The organism is Pseudomonas nitroreducens (assembly GCF_024170165.1).
Lineage (GTDB): Bacteria > Pseudomonadota > Gammaproteobacteria > Pseudomonadales > Pseudomonadaceae > Pseudomonas > Pseudomonas nitroreducens_C.
This window is the reverse complement of sequence record NZ_JALJXP010000004.1, coordinates 156,715-172,294: the sequence shown is the minus strand read 5'-3', so window position 1 is coordinate 172,294 and position 15,580 is coordinate 156,715. Positions and strand designations below refer to the sequence as shown.

General features: G+C 59.2%; 21 protein-coding genes and 1 tRNA gene. 4 read left to right on the top strand and 18 right to left on the bottom strand.

Annotated features, from left to right (window positions below):
• Window positions 1-463: 463 nt before the first annotated feature.
• From J2T47_RS10165 to J2T47_RS10155, 3 genes are all read right to left on the bottom strand, one after another.
• On the bottom strand, window positions 464-4,354 hold the full coding sequence (locus J2T47_RS10165) for an alpha/beta hydrolase (protein WP_253445528.1): 3,891 nt from the start codon (window positions 4,352-4,354) through the stop codon (window positions 464-466).
• A gap of 39 nt (window positions 4,355-4,393) precedes the next feature.
• Window positions 4,394-5,092: a hypothetical protein gene (locus tag J2T47_RS10160; RefSeq protein ID WP_253445525.1), complete on the bottom strand. Its 699-nt coding sequence runs from the start codon at window positions 5,090-5,092 to the stop codon at window positions 4,394-4,396.
• Window positions 5,093-5,212: 120 nt separating this feature from the next.
• Window positions 5,213-5,458, bottom strand: a complete 246-nt coding sequence (locus J2T47_RS10155) for a carbon storage regulator (protein ID WP_253445522.1) — start codon at window positions 5,456-5,458, stop codon at window positions 5,213-5,215.
• A 145-nt stretch (window positions 5,459-5,603) separates the two neighbouring features.
• On the opposite strand from J2T47_RS10155, the gene J2T47_RS10150 reads away from it, so the two are divergent.
• A tRNA-Sec gene (locus J2T47_RS10150) sits at window positions 5,604-5,699 on the top strand.
• Window positions 5,700-5,832: 133 nt separating this feature from the next.
• On the opposite strand, the gene J2T47_RS10145 is transcribed toward J2T47_RS10150, so the two are convergent.
• Both J2T47_RS10145 and J2T47_RS10140 read right to left on the bottom strand, forming a co-directional pair.
• On the bottom strand, window positions 5,833-6,129 hold the full coding sequence (locus J2T47_RS10145; RefSeq protein WP_253445518.1) for a hypothetical protein: 297 nt from the start codon (window positions 6,127-6,129) through the stop codon (window positions 5,833-5,835).
• Window positions 6,126-6,419 (bottom strand): hypothetical protein, encoded by a 294-nt coding sequence (locus J2T47_RS10140; RefSeq protein ID WP_253445515.1) that lies wholly within the window; start codon window positions 6,417-6,419, stop codon window positions 6,126-6,128. The genes J2T47_RS10145 and J2T47_RS10140 overlap by 4 nt, the downstream gene beginning before the upstream one ends.
• 291 nt (window positions 6,420-6,710) lie before the next feature.
• Between J2T47_RS10140 and J2T47_RS10135 the strand changes: the two genes are divergently transcribed.
• Together J2T47_RS10135 and J2T47_RS10130 are read left to right on the top strand one after the other, a co-directional pair.
• Entirely contained in the window at window positions 6,711-6,947 is a 237-nt protein-coding gene (locus J2T47_RS10135) for a DNA-binding protein (RefSeq protein WP_253445512.1), read from the top strand.
• Between the two features lie 62 nt (window positions 6,948-7,009).
• Entirely contained in the window at window positions 7,010-7,447 is a 438-nt protein-coding gene (locus J2T47_RS10130) for a hypothetical protein (protein WP_253445509.1), read from the top strand.
• On the opposite strand, the gene J2T47_RS10125 is transcribed toward J2T47_RS10130, so the two are convergent.
• From J2T47_RS10125 to J2T47_RS10085, 9 genes are all read right to left on the bottom strand, one after another.
• Entirely contained in the window at window positions 7,409-7,831 is a 423-nt protein-coding gene (locus tag J2T47_RS10125) for a hypothetical protein (protein WP_253445506.1), read from the bottom strand. The genes J2T47_RS10130 and J2T47_RS10125 overlap by 39 nt on opposite strands.
• A complete protein-coding gene (locus tag J2T47_RS10120) occupies window positions 7,832-8,047 on the bottom strand; it encodes a DUF6434 domain-containing protein (protein ID WP_253445503.1) in 216 nt (71 codons plus the stop codon).
• 83 nt (window positions 8,048-8,130) lie between these two features.
• On the bottom strand, window positions 8,131-8,334 hold the full coding sequence (locus J2T47_RS10115) for a hypothetical protein (RefSeq protein WP_253445500.1): 204 nt from the start codon (window positions 8,332-8,334) through the stop codon (window positions 8,131-8,133).
• Between the two features lie 72 nt (window positions 8,335-8,406).
• On the bottom strand, window positions 8,407-9,030 hold the full coding sequence (locus J2T47_RS10110) for a GrpB family protein (protein WP_253445497.1): 624 nt from the start codon (window positions 9,028-9,030) through the stop codon (window positions 8,407-8,409).
• 203 nt (window positions 9,031-9,233) lie between these two features.
• Complete coding sequence (locus J2T47_RS10105) at window positions 9,234-9,917, bottom strand: M15 family metallopeptidase (RefSeq protein WP_253445494.1); 684 nt, start codon at window positions 9,915-9,917, stop codon at window positions 9,234-9,236.
• Window positions 9,914-10,396: a glycine cleavage system protein H gene (locus tag J2T47_RS10100; protein WP_437180972.1), complete on the bottom strand. Its 483-nt coding sequence runs from the start codon at window positions 10,394-10,396 to the stop codon at window positions 9,914-9,916. Before J2T47_RS10100 ends, J2T47_RS10105 begins: the two co-directional genes overlap by 4 nt.
• Window positions 10,372-10,746, bottom strand: a complete 375-nt coding sequence (locus J2T47_RS10095) for a DsrE family protein (RefSeq protein WP_253445488.1) — start codon at window positions 10,744-10,746, stop codon at window positions 10,372-10,374. Before J2T47_RS10095 ends, J2T47_RS10100 begins: the two co-directional genes overlap by 25 nt.
• Entirely contained in the window at window positions 10,733-11,227 is a 495-nt protein-coding gene (locus tag J2T47_RS10090) for a GNAT family N-acetyltransferase (protein WP_253445484.1), read from the bottom strand. Before J2T47_RS10090 ends, J2T47_RS10095 begins: the two co-directional genes overlap by 14 nt.
• Window positions 11,228-11,250: 23 nt before the next feature.
• Complete coding sequence (locus J2T47_RS10085; RefSeq protein ID WP_437180971.1) at window positions 11,251-11,811, bottom strand: DUF4136 domain-containing protein; 561 nt, start codon at window positions 11,809-11,811, stop codon at window positions 11,251-11,253.
• A 144-nt stretch (window positions 11,812-11,955) separates the two neighbouring features.
• Here J2T47_RS10085 and J2T47_RS10080 point away from each other — a divergent pair, with 144 nt between their 5' ends.
• Window positions 11,956-12,882, top strand: coding sequence for a glycerophosphodiester phosphodiesterase family protein (locus J2T47_RS10080; protein WP_253445477.1), 927 nt, complete (start codon window positions 11,956-11,958; stop codon window positions 12,880-12,882).
• Here J2T47_RS10080 and J2T47_RS10075 read toward each other — a convergent pair.
• The 4 genes from J2T47_RS10075 to J2T47_RS10060 are packed head-to-tail and all read right to left on the bottom strand — an operon-like array spanning window position 12,867 to window position 15,490.
• The gene (locus J2T47_RS10075) at window positions 12,867-13,448 is read right to left on the bottom strand and encodes a DUF4136 domain-containing protein (protein WP_253445474.1); all 582 of its coding nucleotides are present in this window, start codon (window positions 13,446-13,448) and stop codon (window positions 12,867-12,869) included. The genes J2T47_RS10080 and J2T47_RS10075 overlap by 16 nt on opposite strands.
• 53 nt (window positions 13,449-13,501) lie before the next feature.
• Window positions 13,502-14,272 (bottom strand): methyltransferase domain-containing protein, encoded by a 771-nt coding sequence (locus tag J2T47_RS10070; RefSeq protein ID WP_253445471.1) that lies wholly within the window; start codon window positions 14,270-14,272, stop codon window positions 13,502-13,504.
• Complete coding sequence (locus J2T47_RS10065) at window positions 14,269-14,586, bottom strand: nucleotide pyrophosphohydrolase (RefSeq protein WP_253445468.1); 318 nt, start codon at window positions 14,584-14,586, stop codon at window positions 14,269-14,271. The genes J2T47_RS10070 and J2T47_RS10065 overlap by 4 nt, the downstream gene beginning before the upstream one ends.
• Before the next feature lie 46 nt (window positions 14,587-14,632).
• Window positions 14,633-15,490 (bottom strand): MaoC family dehydratase, encoded by an 858-nt coding sequence (locus tag J2T47_RS10060; protein WP_253445465.1) that lies wholly within the window; start codon window positions 15,488-15,490, stop codon window positions 14,633-14,635.
• Window positions 15,491-15,580: the final 90 nt, after the last annotated feature.

The window sequence follows — 15,580 nt, the reverse complement described above, 5'->3', positions numbered from 1 at the left end:
AGTGAAGCTATTCAGCATATGTGGCAGCTAAAGGGCATTCTGGAACCCCATGGTTTTTACGTCGAAGTACTTCGGACAGCGGACCCGGGCGCCGTGGTCTATGAAGATGATTGGCAAATCATCGCTAAGCCTAGGAAGGGGCAGCGCTTTTAGGAGCCTATGCGCGCTTAGTCAGTTCTCTTGAGCGCATTTGGAAGACACTCGCCTTCGGTGGATAGCAGTGTCTGGCTGGTGCGCGCCTTTCGCACGGGCAGCAGCGGGCTGGGTGCTTCCAAGCATAGGGAATCGAACCCTTGAAGCCAGCGTTCCAGATAATTTCATTGTGTACGAAACTGTGATTATCCGGCTGCTTCCAGAGAGGATTCGTGCCTTTTCGCTCCGTTGATTTGGACACTTTTTCGACAGGTCCAGACTTGATATTTCGGGATGATATAGCCCGGCTCAGGCTGGATCATCCCGGTTTTTAGAACTTTCCGATCTCCCACTCGCTATCTCTTGTGGATTCTTGAGAGATTCTTTGTTCTATGTTGCTGATACACTCTTTTGCCCATGCTCTGACCTTGGCGTTTGGGTGTTCAATTAATTCTTCAAATGCCCTCTTTTCTTCCTTTAAATAAGGTACGAGGGAACCAGACCAACCGCGCGAAAACATATTTGCTGAAATTGCTCTAGTTACTTCAGGAATGTCGCCGAAGTTCTTGATGAGTTCGATGGCAAGTTTGCTTATGGCTATTTTTTCATCGGAGTTAATAAATATTTCTATGCATGATCCTGTGAATGCAGGGGCTAAATCTGGATGATTGCTACACCAGCCGATTGTCAGTTCTACAGGTAATGCACTAAATACACTGGGTTGACTTGAGGCTAATCCTGTTTCGCGATCTAGCAGTTGTTGCAGCCAATATCTCTCTAGTCCTCGCGAGGAAAGTATCGCTTCGCTGAATGGTGGCCATATAATTTCAGGGAGTGCTTCTGCAATTTTTCTCAGTACTGGCTTGATGTCGTGCCAAATATATCCATGATTGAATCCGTGTGGTACTCCCGATAACACTTGACGAGTAACTATGTCTGCTAGTTTAGGGTCTGAGTATACGTTTAGAGCTTCGAGCAATGACTTCCAGTGATACAGGTCGCTATTTCTAATCGTTTCATCTTTCCCTAGTTTTACGCTTGTTGCAATTTGTGCTGCTTCGTCTCGGATTTCGCTGAGTCTCTCTTTGTTTGAGAATTGATGCATAAACAGAATGTTAAGAGCGACCCAAGCCCCTTCTTGGCTTAAGTTCGATATTTCGATGCAGAACTTTGCTAATTCTTTTGAGGCGATATTGTCGGTGATGCTTCCATAGCTAAGTGAATCTGCGCTATCAACGGTCGCTGAGCCACTTTTGATAAGCTTAAGTAAACTCAAGAGGTGGTGGCTTCTAAGTGTGCCGGTTGATACTAGTCGTATATAGTTATTTTGAAGCTTTGGATGATGCATATATCGTTCTAGCAGGTGTTCCCAGTGAGCTTCTGATTTCTCATTCTCTGCTCTAAATACTCCCAAGATGAAGGAAATGTTTGGGTTGTTCTCTGGTAGCGCCTTGACTGCTAGCGATAATATGTCGTCTATATGGGGGGTGTTAAGTGCAAGGGCGCGTGCAAAGGAATAAGTTTGCTTTTGCTCTCCTTCTAATAATTGAGGGAGATAAAGGCATAGTTCATCTGGTTCTTGAGCTAAGGATTTCCCCAACTCTTCAGCCTTAATTGCTGCCACGTCTACGTAGTGGCTGTCGTTGTCTTTTCTATGTTCCCATGGGGGGTTTATTACAAGGATTTTGAGTTTTTCTGGGAGATTCGATTCGTCCGGAGATAATAAGGTTAACCATTCTTCTAGCTTAGAATATTGATCTTCAGATAAAGCTTCCTTGTCGTATTCTATTGCGTCTTTTATTCCGCTCAGTGCGGATGGCCAGTAACGGCCTTGGAGGGTTATAATTTTTTTGATGATTTCATCTAAAGGGCAAATGTAGCCGCTTCTTATCATGCCTCTGATTGAATGGCCAATAATGTCGATGGCAGCTTGGCGGTGCTGATCTTTGTTTAACGCTATTTCAAGTATAATATTGTAAGATGAGTCCCAGAAATTTATTATGTCTTCTACGGTATTCGGAGTCCATTCTTTTAGGGGTGCCTTGGTTCCTTGGAATTCTGCCCCTACGACTCTGGACCCTCCATAAGTGTTAACGGATTTCTCCAGTGCGGCGAGAATGGGAGGGTAAAAACTCTCATTTTCTGAGTGTAGCGCTTCTCGAATTAAGCTGAACCTAGTTGAGGGCGGCGCAGAGGTGCCAGATAAGTGTAATTGGAAAAGCTGAGAAAATACTCCAGTTGCGTTGTTGCTCCATGTCTCATTTTCCGCCGATGCTAAAAGCAATAAAGACGTGGCGGCCTTTTGGAACAGGGCATCATGGAATGTGACTTTCTCCAAACCCCAAACGATATTTCTTCTAATGTCGCCTTTGATGTCTAATATTTTCTCATTGGGTAGGGATGAAAGTGTTCTGTAAAGTGCATTATTTAAAGGGGATGGGTTCACTTCAACTAATTCGCGGAATAGTCTCGAACCCTTCTCTGTAAGCAACAGTTCCGCTTGTCCAAAAGGGCCTTCTGGACCGCACATTTTCTCTATGAAGCTTTGGACGTTTGGAATGGAGTCTAAGTATGAAACTTGCTGGCAGAAGCTGGCGTTTAATGATTCCGGGAGGCTTTCAATTAATTCGCGTTGAGTGTCGAAAGTTGTTTCATTCCACCATTTCTCTGCAAGCGTTAAAGCTAATGGCTTAGGGATGAGGCGCGCATATCTTCCTGCTCTGTGAATGATTTGTCTTTGAGTGAATCTGCTAATTGTTCTGTCGAAGGACGTCAGATTCGAGTTTGCGATCTTTGTTGCAATGTAGTTTGCTTCTTCTCGCGCGTTTTGCCCTTCAACGCCGAATATATCAAATAAGGCGCAAGCGGATAGTATGTTTTTCTCGTCGTCTGTCGCGCCTTGGTCACCATCAATTAGCTTTCTACTGATGCTCGAAGTTGTAACTGCAGTGGAAAGTCTGCCTTCGCTTTTATATTGCTCGGCGAGAAGCACTGCTAATAGTGGATAGCCTTGGGAGAATTTGGCTACTCGCTCGATGTTTTGAGTGTCCATGTTTGTTAGGATGGGTGTTAGTAGTTCTATTATTGGCCCATCACTCAGTGGGTCTAAGTTTATTTGTATTGTGTCTTCTAATATTTCTTGGCTATATCCGACTGTTATGATGGATAGCGGTGAGTCGCTGTTTTTCTTTTCTCGTTGTAGAGCCTCGTGCAGTTCTGCGCTGCAGTTATCGACTATAGCAATTCCTCCTGCTAGATCTGATATAGACATCCTTAGGCTGGCTTTTATCTCTTTTTCATACTCAGGTGCGTCGTAAATAAGAATTTCATCACTACTAATCCCTGTTCTAGATATTGCCTCTATGATTAGTCGACTTTTGCCTAGCCCGGAGGCGCCTGTAAGGCGAATAATCATTTTCTTTTGTGAAATCGCGTCGATTAGACTTTCAAGTTGTAAGGTTCTCTTTGGGTCTGCAACAAATTTATATGAGTGAGGCCTCTCAATTTTTTGCCATTCATCCAAGGTCCTTGATGCTGCATTTTTATATTTCAGGACGGACTTTTTTTTTAATGCAAATCTCTTGAAAACTAAATATGAGATGTCATCTGGTGAGCTTGGCTTGACGATGCTGATATGGTCGGTATTCGGTATGGTCTCGACTTGCCCTTCCCTGAATAGACCTTTTGCACTATTTGGCGAGACGATGTCGTCATTTTCAGCTAAGGCAGTTAGTATCTCGAATTGGTTGCTTAGCTTTTGATCGACCCACTGATCGTTGAGGTCGTCCAATTCGCCTGCGTCGGTGCAGAGCTGTTTTAAATGTCTATTTCGGAAGGTGATGTACTTTCCGATGTTTGCGTAATTTGAGCCGTTATGAGGGGTATCGAAGAAGCAAACTTTTTGGATCTTATGGTTTTGGCTCTTTGCTTTCAGTCTTAATAGGGCCTTCCTTACTATCAAACCACCCAGGCTATGTCCTGCGAGAATGATCTCGTCATTCTCTATATCACACCTGTGTGTTAGCTCTGTAATTAAGGCATTTGCAATGTTGGTTATGTTAGGGGCGCGTTTCCAGAATTTATATAAGGGAGGTGATGTATATCCAAATTGTAATACGTCAAAGTCGATGTCTGCGTCTGACTTGAGAAATTCTGGAAATTTTCCCCATGTTTCGTCTGCCGTCCCGCCGAGACCGTGAACAAGCATGATTATTTTGGCCATTTCTGCTCCTGCAATTGCCTTTTTATCTACTCGGAACCTTCAACCCATAGGGTTGAAGCTACTCGCCGCAGAGCAATATCGCTGCTTCATATAATCGCTGTTTGGCTTGCGATCGCTTTGCCATCTGCCTTCCCAGGAGCGGCATTCTTCTTTGAAGAATTGCTTAGCTCCTTTTCTGCATTCGCGATAATAAATTGATCCTCGCTTGTGATTGGCGCATACCGAGGTATCGTCAATGTAATTATTGAATACCGTCCACTCTGCGAAGTAATGCGCGCCACCGCTCCACTTATCGACCCAGGCGCCGGACTGCTCGATGCTATTGCGGGACGACCTGCTCGATGCCGCAGTGGGGTTCCGGTACGCCTCGGATTGGCGCACGGCTTCCATGTCCACGACGTTTGTGGCGCCCTTGGGAACGTAGTTGGTGTCGTTGTAGACGGTTTGCTTTGGCTGGGCCTGCTGGCGGTTGCGCTTGTTTACGTCATCCCAGAACAGTTGCTCTGGCGTCGCCTCGCGCTGGCCGGTAGGTTCGTTGAATTTGTATTTAGGCGTGTAGCTTTCTGCGGGAGGCGCCTGGGCGATTGGTGGCTCAGGTGGGAAAGGGAGCTTGTGATCGGCCACGTAGGCGGCCAGTGCGGTGAAGGCGACTCCGAGGGTAACGGCAACCACCCACTTTGCAGCGCTTTGGCGTTTGCGCCTGAGGTGCTGCGGGGCGTCGTCCCAGTCTGCTTTCATCTGCACTCAGTCCCTTGAGTTGTGCTGCACTGTCATTGTGCCAGTAGATACTCCTACTTTCTGAAGGGGTAGGGAAGGGGCTTCGTCGAAGGTGAATGCTTTAGGGGCGCAGTCGATCCGTCAGAGTGGGTTGTTCTTCGCGCGGCGATACTGATGCGCGTCCGCCGGCAGCAGTTCCTCGCGCAGAACTCGGACGCAGGGCGGCGCGGCGATGACGAGTCGCACTTGCTGGTCCTGCACTCTGCCGATTCGGATCACCAGCTTTTGGCTGCGTAGTTGGCGGATGAGTTCTTCGTCGGAGCATTCCGGGTCGACGAAGAGGTGAATGGCTTCGAAGATGTTGCGGCTCAACAGCAGGTTTCCCATGGGGGCTCGCTTGTTCGGTGGCGGGTGGGGTTGGGTGATGGATTGGCTGCTGCGGCATCGCTGCGCTGGCATCGGTCATGGCAATGATGGCAACATCCGGGCTCCCGCTTTCGCCGCTGCCTTCGTGCAGCCGGCTTCTGACCAGGGAAGGCAATCACGCCCGGTGGCGTGGCCGGGCTTCAAACCCGGTGGGGGACGGCAGCCGTTCCTGGGTGAGTTCGACTCTCACTGCCTTCCGCCAATTTCCTTTGCTTCGGTCCGCGCGGTTTGTCGCGCTCGTACTCGATTGCGGAGCGATTCAAAGTACTTTTTGTCTGCGGGTGCCGCAGGCGCCGATGTTACGCCCGCGATCAAAAGGTCTCTGGCAGGCCGCGTCAGCACATCATGATCCCGTCCTGGGGAATCAGGTCTTTGCAGGCTTCCACCTCTCCCGGTTCGAGAACCTTCAGCGACTGGATGTTGTGCCAGAACATCTCCTGTGGATAAGGGCGGCGGAGCGTTTGGTCCATCACCAGGAAGTAGGGGCGGCTGATGATCTGATCCAGCGGAGGCACCACGCCGACGATCTGGATGCAGTGCAGTTCCGGGGTGGGGTCGGCGTCGCAGGTGGTGGATACCAATGCGTACTGGCCGAGCAGGGATATGGGATTCGCCGAGCCGTATCGGGTCATGGGGATACTCCTGAGGGCAACCCGCTGTTCTTCCATGCTTGTACTTCCTCCGAATCCAATACCTGAAGAGACCTGATTTCTTCCCAGAACAGCTCTTCCGGCAGATCGGACTCGAATGGAATGTCGCGCACCAGAAAATAGGGGTGGGCAAAAACTCCTTCCAATGGCGGTACAACCCCCAGGATTTGCACGCAGTACCAGCCAGGAGCGGAGCCTTCGCCGTGGGCCGTTTCTACCAGGGCGAATTTCCCTATCAGCGCTATTGCAGTGGAGAAGTCGTAGCCAGCCATGCACAGCTCCTTGCGAGACCCTTGATTGGCACTTTTCGGCCGGTCCAGCCGGGCCGCCCGTCTTGGGCTTCCAGTTCTATATCCATTGATTCACTATTCGCATCGATGGACCACGGTGGTTCCTTGCACGGCAAGGCCAGCAGTTGACCAAGCCTTGAATCGGTCGAGCAGCGCTTCAAGCCTGACAGTTCAAATGGCTAACGTGCTTGACGAATATTTCGTCATTCCGTTTGAGGCTATAGACGAATTATTCGTCAGTCAAATATTTCGTTAGTTTCTGCGAGCGACTTTATGATCGAAGAACGCCTTAGGGTTCTTGTTCGCCACTTGGGGCCTGCGCGATTGGCAGCTGAAACTGCCAACAGCAACCGCCGCCGCTGGCAGACCGTCGCCACGGACCTGAAGACCAAAACGCGAGTGGAAGACCTCGAGCAGGTGATCGCCGCCTTTCCGGAATACGAACTTTGGCTGTGGAAGGGCGAAACAGACGCTGCGCGTGGGCAAATTGCCCCGGACGTGGACGGCTAGGGCCTTAGTAAACACGCTGTCCCGAGGTCGCGGCAGGCATTCCCGCAAGGATGAGTCGAGCCATGGTCAGACTGGACCAGTTCACCGAAGACCATCTGGAACTGAGCGACCTGTGGCGCTGGCAGGACGGCGCTCGCGAGGAGGTGTTCCTGGTGCCGCTGGCGACGGCGGCGGAGGTGGCGCCCGGTGTTTCGTTGCTGCTGGTGCGGGCGCTGTTCCGGTTGCCGGCGGGCATCGAGTTGCAGGGGCTGCTGGTCTACGACCCGGTCGGGCAGGACGTGTACGCGGTGCAGGTGCTGATCGGCCGCGACAGCTACTCCTTCAACAAGTACCTGCCGGAGGCTTCCTTCGAGGAGGTGCTGGCGCTGGCTGACCGGTTGAAGGTCAGCACCGGCGGCGTGCTGCCGCTGCGCTACAGCGTGGTGCGGCAGGCGATGCCGATCCGCGATGGCAGCTTCACGCTATGGCTGGGAGCTGGAGTCAACGCTGACGGCTGTTGAGGTCAGGCGCGCCTCGTCCAGAAGATTGCCGCCGTAGTAGTTCAGAAAGTCACGCATGGCAGAAGTCAGTGTTTCCTCTGAGGCAATCCGCCAGAACGTCTTCTCTCCCAGGACAGGAGTCGCCCGCTGGATAAGCGCCTGTGCTGCATTGTGATGGCCTGAGCGAAGCCAATGCCGCACCAGTTGCCTGTTCTCATTGGCGGGAAGCTGCGCGGCCTGGAAGAGATCGAGCGCGTACCGGTAGTTCAGCGGCCAGAGCTGCCTGAGGAACTCTGTCCTGTCGGCAAGCGGAATACCGACTAGCCATTGGCGCACGAGTTTGTCCTGCTTGCCGAGGCCGGTGCGATGGCATACCCCCTCGGGCGTGAATGTCGGTTGGTGCATTCAGCCCTTCCCTTGCTTGCGGCGGCGCCACTCATCCACCACTGCCCCCATGTCCGCTGGCGCGTCGCTGCGTACCCAGGCCATGAAGGCGCGGTCGAAATGGAAGCCTTCGCCGCAGTGCTCGGTCATGAAGCGGCGGACGTTCTGGGTGTTGCGGTAGTGGGCGTCGAGCGGGGTCTGGCGGGTGATCGGGTCGCTGTGCCAGTCGAAGGCCATGGTGTCCGTTCCTGTGCCTTGGGGGAGCAAGCGTTATAGCGCAATCGGCAGCCGCTGGCGCGGTCTGCCGAGGTGTTGCGGCGTCACTGGCCCCACATCATCCGCTGTTGTTGCGCCGAGTAATCGTCGCTTTGCAGGCGCACGCGGGTGGGCTGGCGTTCGAGGTTGTCTTCGCCGAAGGATTCGCGCACCGGCGATTCGATGGCGTTGAAGTGGCTGAAGTGCGGGGAGTCGGCGCAGCCGACCAGGGTGACGCAGGCGAAGGTGACCACGGAGAGCTTGAGCATGGGACTTCCTCCTGAAGGGGAGCCCCGAGCTTCGGCCGGCTGGATTAACGGCGGATTAACGCGTGGCGTTCTTCAGCGGCTGTCCGGCCCCTGGATTTCGCCGCCGTGGGCTGCTTCGCCGTCGCGGTGGTGCTCGGGCGGATTGAGCGCGCGGCCGAGTATCTGCGCGACGACTTCGTCCTTGCCTTCGGTGTAGGCGTCGCGGTCAGTGGGGAAGCGCTTCGCCAGTTCGTGCTTTACCTGGGCGTAGAGCTGCGCGTCGTCGGGGTGGGTGCGCAGCCAGTCGCGGAACAGCAGGCGGCGCGAGGCGTCGCTCAGGCCCATGACGTGGACGTGGTGGCTGCGCCCGCTGCCCAGCGGGGGCATGCCTTTGACGAAGAACATCCGCGAGGTGTCGGGGTTCTCGGCCCAGTACTGGTAGCCCAGTTCTTGCAGCGGTTCGATCAGTTGGTGCGGATCGCTGCCCGGTGGCGGCAGCAGGAGGATGTCGATGATCGGCTTGGCGTCCAGCCCCGGCACGGCGGTGCTGCCGATGTGCTCGATGCCCAGGCCGGGAAGGCTGGCTGCCCGGGCGATGGCGGCGGCTTCTTCGGTGAAGCGCCGGGGCCAGCAGGGATCGGCGGCGACGACTTCGATGCGGTCTTCTTCGGCGTTGCTCCAGCGCTGGCCGTCGAATTCGGGGGCTTGCGGGGACATGGGCGCTCCAGTGATGCGGTGGGCGGGGCGAGGGTTGGAGGAGGGTTTCACACAGAGGGTTCCGCGAATGTCAGGTGCCGGTGCCAGTCCCGTTGGTGCAAGGGGGACGCCATCGTTATTGCTCGCGAAGGGAATTAGCTGGCGGCATCGGTGTTGGGAGGTTCGCGAGCAAGCTCGCTCCTACGAAGAGCATGCCGGGACGCTCACTGCACCGGGAAGTCGAAGTAGGTCTTCGGGTAGGGTTCGGCCTTCAGGGTGTAGTGCCACCACTCGGCGCCGTAGGGCTCGAAGCCGTGCCGCAGCATGGCCTGGCGCAGCGTCTCGCGGTGGCGCGTCTGCTGCACGCTGACCAGCGCGGTGCCGTGATGGGAGATGGGCCCGAAGAAATCGAACGGGCTGCCCATGTCCAGTTCTTCCCCGGTTTTCGAATCCACCAGCGTGAGGTCGACGGTGCTGCCGCGCGAGTGCCCGGAGTGCTTGGCGATGTAGCCGTCGCGGAATAGCGCAGGCTTGTCCAGTTGCGGGTAGTAGTTGGCCTTCTGCCGGACATCCTGCGGGTCGGCAGCCCAGCGGCGGAAGTCATTCACCGCACGTTGCGGGCGATATCCATCGAAGATCTTCAGCGCCAGGCCGCTGAGGGCGACGTCCTTTTCCACCGCCGCCAAGGCGCTGGCAGCCTCGCGGGTGAGGATGATCCGCGCCTTCTGGTAACCGTCGATGGGCTCGCCGACGAAGTTGTCGGCGCCGGCGTAGCGCACGTCATAGCGTGCGGATTTCAGTATCTGGTCGAGGTAGACGAAGCCGTCCTGCGCTGGCTGGTCGGCGCGGAGTGCCGGGCTGGTGAGCAGGCAGAGCAGCAGCGTGAACTGCGCGCCTGCCCGGCTCATGGGCGCAGGGCCTGGACCCCGTCGTCGTCGGGGTCGAAGTTGTCCAGGTGCATGCGCTGGGCGAAGGCCTCCAGCGCGGCTTCGCCCTGCAGGAAGCGGCCACGGGCGGCGGCCCAGTCGTCGGGCTTCAGGCGCACCATCCAGCCTTCGCCGTAGCAGTCCTGGTTGATCAGCCCTGGCCTGCGCACCACGGCTTCGTTGCTGGCGAGGACGCTGCCGTCGAGCGGGCTGCGCGCCGACGAGGCGGCCTTGGCGAATTCCACCACGCCGAAGCTGCGGTCGCAGTCGATGTGCCAGCCATCGCGCTTGGGAGTGAAGGCGAAGATCTGCCCGTAGACCGCGCAACCGTAGGCGGTGAGCCCGAGGGTGACGGCACCGCCTTCTTCCTCGCGCAGCCAGAGGTTGTAGTCGGGGGCGTAGAGCAGGTCGTCGGGGAACTCCAGGCCGTGCAGCTTCACAGCGTCAGCACCCGGTCGTATTCGAGGATCATGCGCGCCAGTTCGCCGCCGCTGGCGATCTCGTCGACTTCCTCGATCAACCGGCTTTCGTCGATGGCCACGCCGGGTGCACGGCACATCAGCAGGCGGGCGCCGGCTTCCTTGGCCTGCTGGATGAAGTGGCTGATGGGCTCGCCATCCTCGGCGGCGTAGAGCGTGTCAGCGATGTCCTGGAAGGCCAGGCGTGTGCCTTCGCCGCTGAGGAACAGGGTGACCCTGGCATCCATGCACGCCAGCAGCGTGGCGGTGTAGAAGGGGGCGGCGCAGCGCGCCGGGGTGCTCGGGCCGCTGCTGACGATGATCAGCACACGCTGGGGCTCAGGTGTGGACAAGGGCTTTCTCCAGTTGGACCAGGGCGATGCGCCGGCCCTGCGGGTCGGCGCGCTCGACGATGCCCTGCGGCTTGTAGCCCAGGCGTGCGTACAGCAGCAGGCCGGCGGCGTTGGCGTTGAAGCAGGACACTTTCATGACCTGCGCCTTGTACTGGTCGCGGGCGAGATTCTCCATGACCTCGATCAGGTACTGCGCTACGCCATGCCGCCGCGCCCAGGGCGCGACCATCATGTTGCCCAGCGCGCAGAATTCGTTGGGTTGCCACTGGTAGAAGTTGGCGAAGCCGGCGACCCGACCGTCCAGCAGCGCCACACTGCTGCCGCGCCGTTCGGCCATGGCAGCGGCGAGCTGGCCGATGGTCAGCGGCCAGCTTGCCTTGGGGTAGCAGTAGAAGAGTTCGTCGGCGTCCTGGGGAAAGCCGACCACCGCACCGAGGTCGTCGGCGAGGGCGGGGCGGTGCTGCAGGGCAGTCTGGTTCACGCGTTCTCCGGTGTCTTTGCAGATCAGTGCGGCGGGTACTGGGCGATGATCTTCTGCACCGTCTCGCGGATCGCCGCTTCACGCTCGGCGGGCGTCGGCGGGCTGCTGCGCATGATCTGCTCGCCACTGCCGCGCCAGACCAGCTTGCCATCCTTGCCGTCGAACATGTCGACCTGAATGGTGGCGACCTTGTAGGTCACGGTGCGGCTCTCGGCCATGGGCGGCGGGCCCCAGTAGCCTCCCCAGTAACCGCCCCAGTAGCCGCCGGTGTAGGTGGTGACCTGGTCCTGGCGCTGGTCGACGATCAGGTAGGCGCGCAGCTTCACGTCGCCGGGGTGGCCGCCCTGTGCCTGGCGCAGGCCGCGCTGGTCGAACTCGCCGACGATGGCGTCGCTGATGCGCTGCTCGGTGAGGTCGCTCTTGATGCGTGGGTCGTCCGGGCGGTACTCGAAGGCTGGCTGCGCCCAGCTCCAGGTCAGGTAGCGGGAGAAGTCGCGGGTGGTGTCGTAGTCGCGGCTGACACTGGTGGTCTCGCAGGCGGCGAGGCCGAGCAGCAGGCCCAGCAACAGTGAACGGGACAGCAAACGGCGGATCATGATCGCAATACTCCTGTCAGAGAATTCCATCCAAGCGCAAGGCAGAGGGAATGGCAAGCGGGGAATGTTCAGCGTCTAGCGCGGTGCTTCCCGTTGCTAGAGTCGTGGCTCGTTCATGCGTCGGAGTGGGAAATGAAACTGAAACGGACAGGCGCGCTGCTGGGATTGGCTTTGCTGGCGGGATGCAGTAGCGATGGTGTGCGGACGTCGTTGCCGCCCCCCGAGGTGGTGGCGCATCGAGCCGGTACGGCGGATGCGCCGGAGAACACGCTGCTGGCGATTCGCAAGGCGCTGGCCAACCACAGCGATGCCTTGTGGCTGTCGGTGCAGGTTTCCGCCGATGGCGTCGCGGTGCTGTACCGGCCGGCGGACCTCTCGGCATTGACCGATGCCCAGGGGGCGGTGGGCTCGAAGTCGCTGGCGCAATTGCGCCCGGTGAATGCGGGTTATCAATACAAGGATGCCGCGGGCAATTACCCGTACCGCGCAGAGCCGCAGGCGATCCCGACACTGGCCGAGGCGTTGCGGGCCATTCCACCGTCGGTTCCGCTTTTCCTCGATATCAAGTCGCAACCGGTGGGCGATGTCATCGAGGCGGTGGCCCGCACGCTGGATGAACAGCAGGCGTGGTCGCGGGTGCGCTTCTACTCCACCGAGCGGGATGCCAGCGATTACCTGGCGCAGCACCACGCGGACCGGGCGCAGCGCTTCGAGAGCCGTGACGCGACGCGCAACCGGCTAGTCGATCTGGCGCTGGCCGGCCGTTGCTCAGCGCCGGTCGCTGGAACCTGGATGGGCATCGAACTGGAGCGCGAGCTGACGGTGACGGAGCAGTTCACTCTTGGCTCGTCGTCCTATCAGGTGAAGCCGGCGCGGTTGTGGACGCAGCAGGCCATGGAGTGCGTGCGCCACGCCGCCGGCACGAAGGTGGTGATGTTCGGTATCAACTCGGCGGCAGCGTATGGCGCCGCCCATCAACTGGGAGCGGATGCGGTGATGGTGGATTCGCCGGCGAGCGTGCCTGCCTACCGACGCGCCGAGGCTCAGCCCGGCGGGTAACCGTCCATGGCCTTGCGCGCGGCTTCGCGCAGGGCGCGGGCCTGGTCGGTCTGGCTGCTGGCGTTTTCGTATTCGGCGCTGCCGCTCCAGATTTCCTGGTGGTTATGGGCGTCGAACAGGGCGATGCGCACCACGCTGACGGTGACCACGTAAGTGCGGGTGACGGGGTAGGAAGCGCCGCCGTACCAGGGATCGTTCCAGCCACCGTAGTAGCCGCCGCCGTAATAGTCGGTGGTCTGACGGGTGCGCTGCTCGCTGGATAGATGGGCGCTGACGGTCAGGTCCGCCGGGGCATTCGCGCGCGCCGGGCGCAGGCCGCGCTGGTCGAGGGCTTCGCTGACCGCGTCCTGCAACGGGCCGCCGAAACCGCTGCCGTCCACCCAGCTCCAGGAGCGGTAGCGCCCGTAGTCCAGTGGCGGGGCCGGGTAGCTGCCGGGGTCGAGGCCGGGGTTGGCGGCCTGCGCGGGTGCGGGTGGGATTGGCAGCGAGGTGTTGCTGTAGGGGTTCTGGCCCTGGCAGGCGGCCAGGGCAGTGAGCAGCGGCAGGATCAACAGGTAACGCGGCATGACGGACTCCCGCACGCCGGTTTGGTAAGGCGTGCGCAGTGGCAACTATGCACCTAATCCTGCGGCTGGCACAGCCAGTGCAGGTAGCGGCCGAGGCCGGCGAAGGCGGGGTGGCGACGGTATTGCAGCTCCATCTCCACCAGGTCCAGCGGCTCGGCCTTGTGCTGGAACTCCACCGGCATGTAGTCGTGGAACACCCGCACGCCGCTGCGCGCCTGGATGTTCCAGTGCCCGGACATGGCAGCTTCGAGTACGCGCGGGTCGAGCGGTTCCTGTGGGGTCAGGCTCTGGCCTTCACCGGAGAAGCGGTTCTTGCGCAGTTTGCGGAAGTGGCCCTTGAGCAGGTTGCGGTAGATCAGCGCATCGCGGTTGTAGAAGGCCAGGGACAGCCAGCCGTCGGCGCGGGTCAGCTGGTGCAGCACGGGCAGGATGGCCAGCGGTTCGGCCAGCCATTCCAGCACGGCGTGGCAGATCACCAGGTCATAGGGTTCATTGAGCTGGCCGAGCAGGTCCTGCCAGGGCGCGGCGATGAAGGTGGCCTGCAGGCCGGCCTCTTCGAAGCGCTGGCGCGCGCCTTCGAGCATCGGCGCGGCGGGTTCGGCGAGGGTGACGTCGTGGCCGCGCCCGGCCAGCCACAGCGACATGTGGCCCAGCCCCGCGCCGATATCCAGCACGCGCAGTGGGCGATCGGGCAGCGCTTCGGCGAGGTCGGCCTGCAGCACGGCGAGGCGGATGGCGCCCTTGGCACCGCCGTAGATCTTCTCGGCGAAGCGCGTGGCCAGTTCGTCGAAATGGCGGTCGCCGGTCTTCGGGGAATCGCTCACTTGGCGCCCCCTTCGATGAAGCGCCGCTCGCTGTCGGCCAACTTGGCGAGCACCGCCTGGTCCATGTCGATGCCCAGTTCCGCGCACATCAGCAGCAGGTAGAGGACGATGTCTCCGACTTCCTGGCCGGCATGGGCGAGCTGCTCCGGCGACAGCTGGCGTGATTCGTCCTCGCGCAGCCACTGGAAGATTTCCACCAGTTCGGCCATTTCCACGCTGGCCGCCATGGCCAGGTTCTTCGGGCTGTGGAAGCGACTCCAGTCGTTGTGGTCGCGGATGGCGTGCAGGCGCGCGGTGATGGCTTCGAGGTTCATGCAGATGGGGCTCCAACGTGAGCCCCATAGCTTCAAGCCTGGCGCGTCAAACGTCCAGCGGGCTCCAGCTGCCGGCCATGTGCGGCAGGCCGTCCTTGCCGCGCAGGCTGAACTGCCCGGAGGGTGCTGCATCACTGGCCAGCAGGTTGACCTGGGAGGGCAGCAGCACCGGCTTCTGGAAGCGCACGTCGACCCGATAGCCGGCCATCGGCAGGCGCTCGCCCAGGGCGGCCAGGCTGCGCGCCTTGTTCCACAGGCCGTGGGCGATGGCGCGGGGGAAACCGAACAGCTTGGCGCTGGCGGCCGACAGGTGGATCGGGTTGTAGTCGCCGGCCACGCGGGCGTAGCGCCGGCCGATGTCCGCCGGGCAGTTCCAGGCGTCGATCTGCTCCAGCGGCAGCTCGGTCACCTCTTCGCGGGTCGGCGGCGTGCCGTCCAGGCGCATGCCGCGGAACAGGATGCGGCTGTCGCCCTCCCAGAGCAGCCCGAGCTGGTCGTGCAGCTGGGTGATGATGCTGAAGGTCACGCCCTTCTCGTGGGGCTGCAGGTCATCCACCCGCACGCTGACATTGAACGGTCCCAGGCCGCCGAGCGGGCGCAACACGCTGATACGGTTTTCCAGGTGCACCAGGCCCAGCAGCGGGAAGGGGAAGCGTGCGTCCGTCAGCAGGCCCATCTGCAGGCCGAAGGCGAGGATATGCGGGTAGGTCGGCGGCAGCAGGTGGTTGTCGGCGAAGCCGCAGACCTTGCGGTAGCGCTCCAGGTGCTTCGGGTCGACCGTGACCGGGCAGCGCAGGCCGCGTGTCGGCAGGCTGCGGCCACGCACGCCGCGGCGTACGGCGGCGCGGGCGAACAGGCCGGTGAGGGCGGGTGGGGCGGACAGGTCAAGCCAATCGCGGGGCATCGGGTATCTCCTGACGAATATTCACTCAGCTTAGCCGCCGGTCACTGGCGGGCATTGGCCGTGGCAACGCGGTGCGCGGCAGGCAAGTCA

Excerpts from the sequence above, each read along its gene's own strand:
- J2T47_RS10165 (WP_253445528.1), bottom strand. The coding sequence starts at position 4,354 with ATGGCCAAAATAATCATGCTTGTTCACGGTCTCGGCGGGACGGCAGAC.
- J2T47_RS10160 (WP_253445525.1), bottom strand. The coding sequence starts at position 5,092 with ATGAAAGCAGACTGGGACGACGCCCCGCAGCACCTCAGGCGCAAACGC.
- J2T47_RS10155 (WP_253445522.1), bottom strand. The coding sequence starts at position 5,458 with ATGGGAAACCTGCTGTTGAGCCGCAACATCTTCGAAGCCATTCACCTC.
- J2T47_RS10145 (WP_253445518.1), bottom strand. The coding sequence starts at position 6,129 with ATGACCCGATACGGCTCGGCGAATCCCATATCCCTGCTCGGCCAGTAC.
- J2T47_RS10140 (WP_253445515.1), bottom strand. The coding sequence starts at position 6,419 with ATGGCTGGCTACGACTTCTCCACTGCAATAGCGCTGATAGGGAAATTC.
- J2T47_RS10135 (WP_253445512.1), top strand. The coding sequence starts at position 6,711 with ATGATCGAAGAACGCCTTAGGGTTCTTGTTCGCCACTTGGGGCCTGCG.
- J2T47_RS10130 (WP_253445509.1), top strand. The coding sequence starts at position 7,010 with ATGGTCAGACTGGACCAGTTCACCGAAGACCATCTGGAACTGAGCGAC.
- J2T47_RS10125 (WP_253445506.1), bottom strand. The coding sequence starts at position 7,831 with ATGCACCAACCGACATTCACGCCCGAGGGGGTATGCCATCGCACCGGC.
- J2T47_RS10120 (WP_253445503.1), bottom strand. The coding sequence starts at position 8,047 with ATGGCCTTCGACTGGCACAGCGACCCGATCACCCGCCAGACCCCGCTC.
- J2T47_RS10115 (WP_253445500.1), bottom strand. The coding sequence starts at position 8,334 with ATGCTCAAGCTCTCCGTGGTCACCTTCGCCTGCGTCACCCTGGTCGGC.
- J2T47_RS10110 (WP_253445497.1), bottom strand. The coding sequence starts at position 9,030 with ATGTCCCCGCAAGCCCCCGAATTCGACGGCCAGCGCTGGAGCAACGCC.
- J2T47_RS10105 (WP_253445494.1), bottom strand. The coding sequence starts at position 9,917 with ATGAGCCGGGCAGGCGCGCAGTTCACGCTGCTGCTCTGCCTGCTCACC.
- J2T47_RS10080 (WP_253445477.1), top strand. The coding sequence starts at position 11,956 with ATGAAACTGAAACGGACAGGCGCGCTGCTGGGATTGGCTTTGCTGGCG.
- J2T47_RS10075 (WP_253445474.1), bottom strand. The coding sequence starts at position 13,448 with ATGCCGCGTTACCTGTTGATCCTGCCGCTGCTCACTGCCCTGGCCGCC.
- J2T47_RS10065 (WP_253445468.1), bottom strand. The coding sequence starts at position 14,586 with ATGAACCTCGAAGCCATCACCGCGCGCCTGCACGCCATCCGCGACCAC.
- J2T47_RS10060 (WP_253445465.1), bottom strand. The coding sequence starts at position 15,490 with ATGCCCCGCGATTGGCTTGACCTGTCCGCCCCACCCGCCCTCACCGGC.